The 11,448-nt window shown below is 42.8% G+C and carries 8 protein-coding genes and 1 tRNA gene; 7 read left to right on the top strand and 2 right to left on the bottom strand.

The features are described from left to right. The first annotated feature begins 426 nt into the window (after window positions 1-426). The 4 genes from RRG12_RS19130 (at window position 427) to RRG12_RS19115 (ending at window position 5,502) form a co-directional block, all read left to right on the top strand. The gene (locus RRG12_RS19130; protein ID WP_176727032.1) at window positions 427-573 is read left to right on the top strand and encodes a hypothetical protein; all 147 of its coding nucleotides are present in this window, start codon (window positions 427-429) and stop codon (window positions 571-573) included. Continuing rightward, window positions 570-4,118: a response regulator gene (locus RRG12_RS19125; RefSeq protein WP_420760355.1), complete on the top strand. Its 3,549-nt coding sequence runs from the start codon at window positions 570-572 to the stop codon at window positions 4,116-4,118. The genes RRG12_RS19130 and RRG12_RS19125 overlap by 4 nt, the downstream gene beginning before the upstream one ends. A gap of 72 nt (window positions 4,119-4,190) precedes the next feature. Then, window positions 4,191-5,381, top strand: a complete 1,191-nt coding sequence (locus RRG12_RS19120) for a hypothetical protein (RefSeq protein ID WP_420760354.1) — start codon at window positions 4,191-4,193, stop codon at window positions 5,379-5,381. A gap of 50 nt (window positions 5,382-5,431) precedes the next feature. After that, window positions 5,432-5,502, top strand: a tRNA-Gly gene (locus tag RRG12_RS19115). A gap of 11 nt (window positions 5,503-5,513) precedes the next feature. Here the strand turns inward: RRG12_RS19115 and RRG12_RS19110 are convergent. Then, window positions 5,514-6,560 (bottom strand): ABC transporter permease, encoded by a 1,047-nt coding sequence (locus RRG12_RS19110; protein WP_069071113.1) that lies wholly within the window; start codon window positions 6,558-6,560, stop codon window positions 5,514-5,516. A 132-nt stretch (window positions 6,561-6,692) separates the two neighbouring features. After that, window positions 6,693-7,211: an adenine phosphoribosyltransferase gene (locus RRG12_RS19105; RefSeq protein ID WP_069071112.1), complete on the bottom strand. Its 519-nt coding sequence runs from the start codon at window positions 7,209-7,211 to the stop codon at window positions 6,693-6,695. Between the two features lie 453 nt (window positions 7,212-7,664). On the opposite strand from RRG12_RS19105, the gene RRG12_RS19100 reads away from it, so the two are divergent. The 3 genes from RRG12_RS19100 to RRG12_RS19090 all read left to right on the top strand — a co-directional run bounded on the left by RRG12_RS19100 (window position 7,665) and on the right by RRG12_RS19090 (window position 11,357). Next, window positions 7,665-8,291: a DUF3038 domain-containing protein gene (locus RRG12_RS19100; protein WP_069071111.1), complete on the top strand. Its 627-nt coding sequence runs from the start codon at window positions 7,665-7,667 to the stop codon at window positions 8,289-8,291. Next, on the top strand, window positions 8,288-9,727 hold the full coding sequence (locus RRG12_RS19095) for a DUF4335 domain-containing protein (RefSeq protein WP_420760353.1): 1,440 nt from the start codon (window positions 8,288-8,290) through the stop codon (window positions 9,725-9,727). Before RRG12_RS19100 ends, RRG12_RS19095 begins: the two co-directional genes overlap by 4 nt. Window positions 9,728-10,028: 301 nt before the next feature. Next, window positions 10,029-11,357, top strand: a complete 1,329-nt coding sequence (locus tag RRG12_RS19090) for an ATP-binding protein (RefSeq protein WP_420760352.1) — start codon at window positions 10,029-10,031, stop codon at window positions 11,355-11,357. The last annotated feature ends 91 nt before the right edge of the window (window positions 11,358-11,448 follow it).

Below are 11,448 nucleotides of genomic sequence, written 5' to 3'. Positions count from 1 at the left end.
ATGATCACTTAAACAATCCAGAACTTCGTCAAGGGTTTCTGAATCAGTTAGTGCAAGCTGTTTTGGTAAAGTCGTCAATGGTCATTATTTGGGTGGATGTACATTCTTGATAATTTCAGTTTTTGAACCTCTTTTATTGAATATAAGTTTTAATTATAAAATAGGTATTATTTAGAACTAACTTCTACTGAGTGTCTACTTAGCGATCGCTCTTTAGCAAAACTTTGCGATTTACTGAATATGCAGCTTCATCTGGATTTTTCAGCTAGCTATGAGCGCTGTATGTAGTATCAGACATTGCTCACAGGAGGTGAAGGAAGATTTGGCAAGCAAGCATCGACTCTGTAACACTAAAACAGACTATGAACGCAATTACACTGCACCAAAGCAAACGGTAATCGGCACAAGCCATTGAGACAAATTCCTGTGAGTAAACGCTCCTACACTCAGCAGTCATGTAGCCAAGCAGCTTTATTGGTCGAAATGCTCTGCTCTTACCTGACTCAGAAAAATCCTTACCTGATCAGATTATTCTTTATCCGACTGCCGTTGCAGCAGGAAAGCGGTGCATGAAATCCCAAGCAAACAGTAAGCCTAAAATTTTGGTTGTCGATGATGAACCAGACAACCTTGACTTGCTTTACCGTACTTTCTATCGCGACTATAAGGTGCTGAGGGCAAACTCTGGTCCTGCGGCCCTTGATCTGCTGGCTCAAGAGGGAGAGGTCGCGGTGATCATCTCCGATCAGCGGATGCCGATGATGAGCGGTACAGAATTTTTGAGCCTGACAGCAACTCAATATCCAGATATTATCCGGATTATTTTAACTGGCTACACCGATGTCGAAGACCTGGTGGAAGCAATCAACGCTGGTAAGGTATTTAAATATGTCACCAAACCGTGGGAAGCCGAGGAACTTAAAGGGGTGGTACGCCAAGCTTTGGATACCCACAATGTTCTCAAAGCTAGAACTCGCGAACTTACCCGCACACTCCGTCAAGAATCGTTACTGAATACGGTTACAAATACGATTCGCAGTGCTTTAGACTACAGACAAATTTTGCAAGCCATTGTCGATACAGTGGGTCATATGTTGGAGGTGGATGTCTGTCTGTTGCGTCCCTTTCAAGATGAGCAGTTGGCGGATAAAGGATTCATTTATCAGAAGGCTCTCTCTCAAGCAGCTCTTGAGCAGGGGAGTGGGGGAGCAGAGGAGCAGGGGAGCAGAGGGGAAGTTTCAGTAAATCTTTCTCCTCTGCCTCTTTTGGCTCAGACAGTGTGGGAAACCCGCGAAGTCCAGGTGATTCATGATGTAATCGATGATGAGCGGATTCATGGTGATACTCCTGAACTGCGTGAGCGTGGGCAAGCTTTTGCTGCTGCTGACATTTGTTCTAGTTTAGTTGTGCCATTGATCTGCCAACAAGAACTAATGGCAGTGCTAGCACTGCACCAGTGTTCTCTACCTCGCTTTTGGGGGGATGATGAGGTGCAGTTAGTGTTGATGGTAGCGGATCAAGCAGCTTTAGCTTTGTCTCAAGCTTATGCTTACGAACAAGTACGTGCCCTTGCCAAGCGAGAAGCTCTAATTAATACGATTACTAGCGCGATTCGCTCTAGCTTAGATCCCCAAGATATCTTTGCGGCGATCACTCAGCAATTGGGACAAGCTTTACAAGTCGATGGCTGTGTCCTGTCTTTGTGGACAGAGGAAGATGAGTTTGTCGAGTGTGTGGGCTTGTATGACAGTTTTCAACATCCAGAAAATTTGCGTAGGTACAACCCGTCGCAGGTATCGCCAGTCCCAGACAATAATTCAAATAGTAATAATCACCTCTCAACCCAGAGATTACCTTATTCTCAAGCATCTATACAGGAGAATCCCATCCTCCAACAAATGCTACAGACACATGAACCTGTGGTAATTGGTAACGTTAGCCATTCTCCCTCAGATATACGGGGTTTTGATTTGCCTTTAAAAATGCCAGCGCGATCGCTAATGTTCGTGCCATTATTGGCTGATGGGAAATGTATCGGTAGTATTACCTTGCATGAAGGTAAAAAAGTCCGCCAATGGCTGCCATCTGATATCGATTTAGCGAAAGCAGTAGCAGCTCAAGCAGCGATCGCTGTGCAACAATCACACTTATATCAAAAGACTCGCCAACAAGCTGAACGCTTACTGGAATTAGATAAACAAAAAACCGAATTTTTCCAAAATATCTCCCATGAATTTCGCACACCCATCACCTTGATTCAAGGGCCTTTAGAGTCAGCGGTGGCGGCTGGTGAGGGATTATCTTACTCTCAAAGTGCGATCGCCCTGCGTAACTCTCGCCGCTTGCTGCGACTGGTAAATCAACTCCTCGATTTACAACGCTTGGATGCGGGAAGAATGCAACCTAGTTTCCATCCCTGCGATTTAGTTGAATTTGTCAGCCAAATTGTGGAATCTTTTCGTCCCTACTGTGAGAAAAAGAGACTACATCTCGTCACCCAGCTAGATGAATGTTCTACGGTGTACTTGGACATGGAAAAATTTGACAAGGTGGTTTATAACCTTCTGTCAAATGCCATGAAGTTTACCCCTGAAGGTGGCACGATCAGTGTCAGACTAAAATCTGAACATAATCGTTGCATCTTGAAAGTCCAAGATACTGGAATCGGCATTGTTCAAGAACAAATTCCCCATCTATTTGAGCGCTTCCGCCAAGCTGAAGGTTCAGCAAACCGATCCTATGAAGGCAGTGGTTTGGGTTTAGCCTTAGTTAAAGAATTGGTAGAATTACATGGTGGTCAAGTCACCGTAGAATCAGTTTACGGCGAAGGCACTACCTTTAGTTTATGGCTTGTGACTGGAAATGCTCACTTACCCGCACAGCAAGTACTAGAAACATCAACAGAACTGAATACGAGTCGTGCTAGCGTAGAATTGGCTGATTTAGAACTGGTAGAGTCAACAACAGACCATATTGAAGATATTACAAGAAACTTTGCCCCAAGTATTGATACTCAAGACTCCGCACTTAAGACTCAGCACTCAATCTTAGTTGTAGATGACAACCCGGATTTGCGAACCTATGTATCTGAGATTTTCCGCCGCAATGGCTATCATGTACAGACGGCTCGTAACGGTCATGAAGGGCACAGTAGAGCTAAGGAAATTATACCCAGCTTGATTGTGACTGATTTAATGATGCCCTTGGTCAGCGGACTTGAGATGATTCAGATGATCCGCAATGAGGAGAAGTTAAAAGGAATACCAATCATTCTGCTGACAGCGAAAATAGATGAGGAAACTCGCATTGAAGGTACAGAACATGGTGCGGACGCTTATTTAGCAAAACCATTCAATGATCGGGAACTATTGGCGGAAGTTCGCAATCTTTTAGCGTTGAAAGAAAATGAACGACGAATCGTGGAGTTAAATACTTATCTAACAGAATCGGTGCTAAAACGCTTTTTACCAGCTGTATTGGTGCAAAAAGCCGCAACCGGAGATTTAACGTTAGATTTACGCCCAGAACCACGCTTAATTACAGTTCTGTTTAGTGACATTGTGGGTTTTACACAGCTAGCAAATACTCTCAGATCCCGGCGAGTAGCAGAGTTACTAAATGAATATTTAGAAGCCATGACCAAGGTTGTTTTTAGTAATGGCGGCACTGTAGATAAATTTATGGGAGACGCTATCTTAGCTTTATACGGAGCGCCAGAAGAACTAACCCCTAATGAACAGGTACGTCGTGCTATTAATACAGCCAGAGCAATGCACCGTTCACTCGCGGAATTGAACCAACGCTGGCAAGATCAAGGTGTATTCGATGGCCACAAACTTACTAGCGTTCAGTTCAGGTGCGGTATCCACCAAGGTACTGCTGTTGTGGGGATGTTTGGTAGTGCTGAACGTGCCGATTATACTGCTATTGGCCCAAGTGTGAATATTGCTGCTAGGTTACAAGCTGCCGCTGTTCCCGGTACAATCCTGGTTTCTGCTGCTGTGGCAGATTATTTACAGGAAGGAGAAATTACTAAAGGTAGTCCGCTAGAACTGAAAGGAGTAGATGAAACAGTTTTGACTTTCGCTGTTACACCAGAGGTAATGGTTAATCGCTAAAATTTAGACTGGTATTTGAAAGCATTATCAATCAATGAGTAAGAGTGCCTAATCATATCCAGTTTCTATAATATGACACCATCGGTTGCAGACAAAACTCCAATTCCAGCTAAAGTCTGGAGGCGACACACCGATCCACCAAGTTTGTGGATTTCTGTTGTTATCGGTTCAGTCTCTCTGCATTTGCTGGCGTTCTGGCTGATGCGCTCATCGAATGCAGTTAGTCTGTGGTTTCCCCAGCAAAGTCAATCTGCTGTTCCCATTGAATTGATAGACATTGCTCCCGAAACAAAGTCAATAATCAAATCAACATCAACACCCAAAACAGTTTCGCCAAAGCCAGTATCCTCAGCTAAAAAGTCTGTACCAGCACGTTCACCACAAACAACACGAACTGCGCCCAGAAATCAAGATTTTGGCGCAATAAATTCTGCTGATAATCTACAGCGAAAGAGCCGAATTGCAGACTCTCGAGATGATAGCCAACCCTTTAGACAACAAACAGTTCCAACACCAACACCAACACCAACACCAACACCGACACCGACACCGAAAATTCCAGTCGGTAATCTACCTTGGAATCGTCGTCAAGACATCAAACTGGGAAAGGGAACACCACTACCACCAGGTATTCCAGCAAATCCACCAGTTTCGGAACCTGAAAACAGGGAAACTCCACCAACTCCTACAGGAGAAACTTCACCAACTCCAATTAGGGAAACTCCATCTACTCCCACAGGAGAAACTTCACCAACTCCAACTAGGGAAACTCCACCAACTCCCACAGGAAAAACTTCACCAACTCCCACAGGAGAAACTTCGCCAACTCCAACTAGGGAAACTCCAAGTACTCAAGCTCAGGGAGCATCGGTAGCAATAGTAGCTCCTTTACTCAGAGATGAAGTGAGTAATTTGATAAAAGCAGGAAGATTACGACAAGATGCTTTACCCGACGTTATCGCTTTATACAGGGGAAGCAACACAAAACAATTAGACTCAAGTTTTCTTGTCAACAATTCTGGACTTGAACCAGCACAGCTTTTGGCCAGCTTAATAATTGATAATAATGGCAACTTTCAACAGGCGGTAGTTCTAGAAATAGAACCAGCAACACTGCAAAGTGAAAAAAACACATACGAGCAAGTTCTCAGCGAAGTTTTCAAAACAGAAAACTTTATTGCTGCTCACAACAACGATCGCACAAAACCAGAATTGAGCAATCTGTATGTCAGGATTAAAATCCAACCCGCCAATTCCAACTAAATGCTTGAATTTTTGCAAAAGCTATGTTATATTCATTGAGTTGGAAATTTGCGGGCGTAGTTTAGTGGTAAAACTATAGCCTTCCAAGCTATTAATGCGGGTTCGATTCCCGCCGCCCGCTTAAAATTGGTACTAATTTAGATTTTCTAGGCGAATGCGTGGATCGGCTGCTTTAAGCAGCAAGTCGGCGATTAAATTGCCAACAATCAACAGCACTGCACCCATAACTAAGCTTGCCATTAACAAATATAAATCTTGAGCTTGTAAAGCCTGTAAAGCTAATCTCCCTAAACCAGGCCAGTTGAAGAAAAATTCGGCAATAAAAGCACCATTTAATAAACCAGCTAATTCAAAACCCAATAAGGTAATCAAAGGATTTATGGCGTTGCGGAGTGCATGAACGTAGATGACGCGGTTTTCTGGCAGACCTTTGGCACGAGCCGTTTGGATATAATCTTGACGCAGCACATCTAATAATTCGCCGCGAGTGATGCGTTGTAAACCAGCAAAACTAGTAATTGAGAGGGCGATTGTCGGTAAAATCATGTGCCAGCCGACATCTAAAATTCTGCCAAACCACGATAGTTCTGAGTGATTGATGCTAGTCATACTCCCTACTGGGAACAGCGGCGAGGTGATTTGGGCTAAAACCAGCAGTGCTAAGGCTGTGATGAAACTGGGAAAGCCTTGTCCAGCGTAACTGATTACCTGTAGAACCCGGTCTGCTAGTTTATTTTGATTAACAGCGGCAAAGATCCCTAAAGGGATGGCGATCGCCCATGTGACAATTAAAGATGCGATCGCTAATAGCAAAGTCGCTGGTACTCGTTCCCACAATAGCGACGATACTGAACGTTGATAAATAAAACTCGTGCCAAAATCTCCTTTTGTCAAGATTCGCCACAGCCACAGCCAAAATTGTTCTAGCCAAGACTTATCCAGACCAAACTGCCGCTTGATTTCCTCAATTCTTTCTGGAGATATCTTTGGATTTTGCCGTAGCGTATCTACATAATCACCGGGAGCGAGTTGAATTATGAAAAACGATAAAGCTGACGCCAACAACAAAGTTAGCAGTGCTTGCAATAGCCGCTTTACCACATAAATAAAAGTGTCGCTAGTGACTAGCCTGATGAGCCAATCCCGCCCTGTCTCCAAGGAAATTCTCGTAGATGTCATTTGTTATTTGTCCTTTGTCCTACCCTGCGGGAAGCCGCTGGCGCGTCTATGTTATTTGTCCTTCGTCCTTCGTCATTAGTCAGTTGTTTTCTACTGATTAATGACTAACGACTAATGACCAATGACTAATGACTAATATTCAATTACAGAGATAATCGGCACGTCTGGTAGGTATTTACGCCCTTCTAAATCCCGTAGCTCGATAATAAACCCAAAACCTACTAGTTCGCAGTCAATCTTCTGTACTAACTTTGCTGTGGCACTCGCAGTTCCACCTGTGGCAATCAAATCGTCCACAATTAAAACTCGGCTACCTTGGTGTAAAGCGTCTTGATGCACTTCTAGGCAATCTGTACCATACTCTAGTTCATATTCAATTGAGTGAACGGCTGCTGGTAACTTACCTTTTTTACGGACGGGGATAAAACCAGCCCCTAATTTATAAGCCAGAGGTGAACCAAAAATGAATCCCCTTGACTCCATACCAATGACATAATCCGCTGTTATTCCAGCTTCGTTGCATTTTTGTGTTAAAAAGTCAATAGTGTAACGCAATCCCTGTGGATTGCGAAGCAGCGTAGTAATATCCCGAAATAAAATTCCGGGTTTTGGGAAATCTGGGATGTCACGAACGAGAGACTTTAAATCCATAAAATGGGGAGTAGGGAGTAGGGATTAGGGAAAGTTAGGAGCGGAGCCGGAGACACTCCGCCTCCGGTGAAGAGTGAGGAGTTATTAATTCAAATTCATAGCTATGGCAGTCCCCAGTCCCCAGTCTCCAGTTTTCAGTCCCCAATTTCAGATACCTGAAAAATCGTACACTATAATGTCATACGCTGGGGGTCGAGGCTGAAGCTTCGTCCTTTATTGACGATAATTAGAATCTAAACCAAGCTAGAAAAGGGATTGCACTTACAAATGAGGTGAATTAACTGATATTTTAAAATTTTGATTTCAATATAGGGAAACCTTTGAGTAGAAAGAGCTAACTAATGTATATATCAGGTAGTCATGTTATTGCCACGAATCTAGTGTTCAAGTCTTGGCTACCGATCTTAAATTTGTTTTACCTAATCTGTTGGAACCGCACAAGGTATTTATAGAATGAATGTCTCCGCAAGTTTAACGCCGTTCAACAGTTCAACCCAAGAGTCACTGCCGATGATTCTGGACACTTTACCAGATCCTGCGATCGCTTCCAAAACCTGTCCTCGAAGAACCAGGCTACAAATTGACCTGATTTTACTGGCAATTGAAGCTTTAGAGCTTGGTGGTTCAGAAGCAATCCTGGCTTTTGCTCAAGAGTTGGATCTTAAAGGAATTGTTAAAGACAGAGTGAATTTATGGCGGATGCGTAGCTCTAACCCGCTACGAAGGGCGCACATGCGCCGTCCCTTAACTATTATGGAAGCAAAAGCTCTGGTGGTCATTGCTTGCTACATAGCACGGCGTTTAACTGTTGTCATCCGCCAGTTACTAATGATATGTGAACAAATGGAAGAAAAGCAGATTCCATTAGAACAGAATTTGCGGCTATCTAATTACTTAGAACGGTTTAGAGCGCATTTTAAAAGCCGGATGAATGCTCGGCGTTCTGGTGTCTTAGCATTAACTTCTGATGAAAAATTAGATGCGCTAGCAATCAACTTGTTAGGACAATTACTCTTTTGTACTGGTACAGCTGGAATGCAGCGGTTCTGGATTAGTCTTTTTGACGGTGAAGTGGAATGAATATTCAACGTAAGTACAGTCTACCTAATTGTACACTGCTTTTAGAAGGGTTAAGTGATGTCACCAGGGCCGCACACTTCCAGGAAATGCGCCCAGAATTATCAATATTGGTAAATGCAGAATGCTATTTATCTGGTTACAACCAACCGATAACGGGAGGGCGAGAATTTTTTGAAAGTTTGGTGAGGGCTGTTAGTGGCTATGCCCAAGAATTTTTAAGTAGCGTACCTAACCCACAAGCACATAACCAGGAATCGGAACTGGTAGAGTTTCAAAAAATTGACAGCAACCGACACAGGTTAATCATCCATTCAGAAGGCGCTCCAGAGGGGTTCGAGTCTCAGTCTAATAATTCCAAACGCCCGCCTATTGAAATAGATTTAAATACGGTGCAGTTGTTTGATTTAGTGGAAGCAGTGGATCAGTTTTTTGCTGATACCCAGACTTTACCAGAACTGTCCCTAGAGCTACAACCAGTTACCAGACGCTATGGCGGTGCTAGTCAAGCCTTAATCAAGCAAGCTGTTCCTGCTGCTGTAGGAGTTTCAAGTTTAGCAGTAGCAGCGATCGCATTTAACTTGATTCCACCTCCCCAAATACGTCCACCGCAGCCTAAGACAGATGAGCAAACTAACTCTACAACAAAGAGCATTACTCCTCCAGCATCAGCGGCTCCAACACCCATTGCGGCTGCAACACCCACACCAACACCTACAGCTAGTGCTAGTGCAAAGCCAGAAGTTAAAGATTTAGAAGCACTTTTAAATACAGTTTCGGAAATTACCGATCCATCCCAGCTGCGTGCATTGAATCGCCAAGTATATAACCAAATTCATCCAACTTGGACTAATCGCTCAGGATTGCAGCAGGATTTGATCTATCGTCTGGGTGTAGCTGCGGATGGAGCGATCGTTGGTTACAAGGCGGTGAATAAAGAGGCAAATCAAGGAGTCGGGCAAACTCCTCTGCCTAACTTACTTTATAATCCCGCTAACCGCGCTCCCATTTCTAATGAACCAATCGCCCAATTCCGAATAGTGTTTACTACACAAGGTGTGCTGCAAGTTAGTCCTTGGCGGGGATATGCTAGGACACCAGAGGTAATAGGTGCAAAAATTACTGACTCTAATATAACTAAAGGTTTAAATCAAAAACTTTATAATACAGTTCGCCAAACCTGGAGTGGTACCCCCACCTTTACGCGAGATTTGAAATATCGAGTAGCGGTCAATAAAGAGGGTGTAATCGCTGACTATGAACCATTAAACCAAGTCGCCTTTGACTATTTCCGGGAAACACCCCTTCCCAAGATGTTCAACGATATCTACGGTTCTAATGTAGCTGCTCCCAATAACAAAGAACCTCTCGCCCACTTCCAAGTAATATTCAAGCCTAGCGGTAAACTTGAAGTCACTCCTTGGCAGGGATATCAGTAATTGGGCATGGGGCATGGGGCATGGGGAAGAGAATTAAGTTCCTATTCCCTATTCCCTATTCCCTATTCCCTATTCCCTATTCCCTATAGCTTTGAGATAAGCATTGAGCTTGAATAGTTCATCAAGACTTGGTTTAAATCTGTTTACCTGTTCATTTGCCAATAACTGTCTGGCTTAGGCTAACACACCGTAATTTGTCAATCGTGCCCCACTCTGAGCAATAACATACCTGACAATTTAATTTTCTACCTATCTCTGTAAGTTTGCGATAATATGGCGCTAACCTGAGAAATTTAGATTTATGACCCAGGATTTTGCCTTTTTAAAGCGGATATACAATGCTTTTGACCCATTTCGCCCCTTACCGGCAGGAGATCCCGCTTACGTTGATTGTACAGAAGTGCGGGGGGATGGTGACATATTAGTAGAAGTAGGTAGAGAGATTTTGTATTCAGACAGAATGACCTCTCAACTGTATGCAGGTCATCGCGGTGCTGGGAAATCAACAGAATTATTGCGGCTTCAGAAATATTTAGATGAGCAAGGTTGCTTTGTTGTTTATTTTCCTGCCGATGAACAAGATATCGATCCAGAAGATGCCCAATATACTGATATTCTTTTAGCTTGTACCCGCCACTTATTAGAAACATTAAAAGATACCACTTCTCCAGCTAGTTTATTGAACTGGTTAAACGAGCGTTGGCAAGATTTAAAAGATTTGGCATTAACTGAAGTATCCTTACAAAGCTTAAGCATAGAAGGGCAAATTGCCCAATTCGCCAAATTAACAGCAAATTTGCGAACAGAACCTACTCAACGCCAAAAAATTCGTGAGCGTGTCAATCCGCATACAATTACTTTGATTGCAGCTTTAAATGAGTTTATTCAAGATGCCAAAAAACACTTACCTTCAGGATATTCTCAACTTGTATTAATTGCTGATAACTTAGATCGAATTGTACCTATACCTCAAGAAGATGGACGCAGCAATCACGACCAAATTTTTCTCGACCGTAGCGAACAACTCCAAGCTTTAGATTGCCATTTGCTTTATACAGTACCCATTTCTTTGCTGTATTCTAATCGCGCCGCAGACCTAGCTAATATTTATGGTAATACTCAGGTATTGCCGATGATTATGGTGCAAACGCCTGATAATCAACCCTATCAACGCGGTATTAATAAAGTTATAGAAATACTGCAAAAACGTGTGAGTTTGATAGACTCTAGTTTATCTGTAGTAGATATGTTTGAGCAGCGGGAAGCTTTAGAAAGACTATGCCTCATGAGTGGAGGTCATGTGCGAAATTTATTATTATTAATGAAGGAGGCAATTAAATACACTAACAGCCTACCCATTCCTACGCGGGCTTTACAACGCTCAATGAGCGAGTTGCGAAATACTTATCGAAATACAGTTTTTGCTAATGAATGGGAAGCACTGGCAACTGTGTATCATTCTAAAGAAATAGAAAACGATCCATTGTATCGAGGCTTATTATTTAATCGCTGTATTTTAGAATATCGTTATTTAAATCGAGAAGGAGAAAGTCAAGTTTGGTATGATATTCATCCTCTAATTAAAGGAATTAAAGAATTTCAAGATACTTTTAATCGGCTGTATCCATAATAAAAATAAATCACTGTGTCATTCAATATACCTTTGCCAAAATGCAACATCTTAGAAGGGTGTCGCTATAGTAACAAAGGCTACCTCCGTA

The sequence above is a fragment of the Nostoc sp. CALU 546 genome (genome assembly GCF_048836525.1).
This window is presented reverse-complemented; position numbering and strand designations above follow the sequence as displayed.

Coding starts and splice junctions, on each gene's coding strand:
- RRG12_RS19120 (WP_420760354.1), top strand. CDS start 4,191: ATGACACCATCGGTTGCAGACAAAACTCCAATTCCAGCTAAAGTCTGG.
- RRG12_RS19110 (WP_069071113.1), bottom strand. CDS start 6,560: ATGACATCTACGAGAATTTCCTTGGAGACAGGGCGGGATTGGCTCATC.
- RRG12_RS19095 (WP_420760353.1), top strand. CDS start 8,288: ATGAATATTCAACGTAAGTACAGTCTACCTAATTGTACACTGCTTTTA.
- RRG12_RS19105 (WP_069071112.1), bottom strand. CDS start 7,211: ATGGATTTAAAGTCTCTCGTTCGTGACATCCCAGATTTCCCAAAACCC.
- RRG12_RS19090 (WP_420760352.1), top strand. CDS start 10,029: ATGACCCAGGATTTTGCCTTTTTAAAGCGGATATACAATGCTTTTGAC.
- RRG12_RS19125 (WP_420760355.1), top strand. CDS start 570: ATGAAATCCCAAGCAAACAGTAAGCCTAAAATTTTGGTTGTCGATGAT.
- RRG12_RS19100 (WP_069071111.1), top strand. CDS start 7,665: ATGAATGTCTCCGCAAGTTTAACGCCGTTCAACAGTTCAACCCAAGAG.